Consider the following 423-nt stretch of genomic DNA (forward strand, 5'->3'; position numbering starts at 1 on the left):
GCTCCTTGTACAGCACCCCGACGGCGGCGGCGGCGAGCAGGAACTTCACCACCACGTCCTCGCGGTCCTCCTGCGTCGCGTTTTCCATGCCCGGCGCGAAATGCAGCGCGTAATACAGCACCGCCGGGATGATCCCGGCAGCCCCGTTCGTCGGGGCGGTGACCACGCGCCCGCCGGAGGCGTTCTCCTCGTTCACGGCAAGGGCGATCAAGTTAACCCACTCCTGCCAATACTTCGGGTCGTGGAAGTCCTCGTCCTGGCCTTCACCGTCAGGCCGGGAGCTTTCCTTCTGGAGCCGCTCGTACCAGTCAGGGGCACGGCGGCGGACCTTCAGCCCGCCCGGCAGCACGCCTTCACGCTTCAGGGATGTGGCAACGCAGCCCTCCATAACGGAGTAGATATGCAGCAGGCCCGCCCGGATTT

1 protein-coding gene is annotated in these 423 nt (G+C 66.2%); it reads right to left on the reverse strand.

Annotated elements, in window-relative coordinates:
• A partial coding sequence (locus tag AC5RV1_RS21390; protein WP_493995959.1) for an L-serine ammonia-lyase, iron-sulfur-dependent, subunit alpha occupies window positions 1-423 on the reverse strand: 423 nt, incomplete at both ends.

The sequence above is a fragment of the Arthrobacter sp. Hb9-2 genome (genome assembly GCF_059091165.1).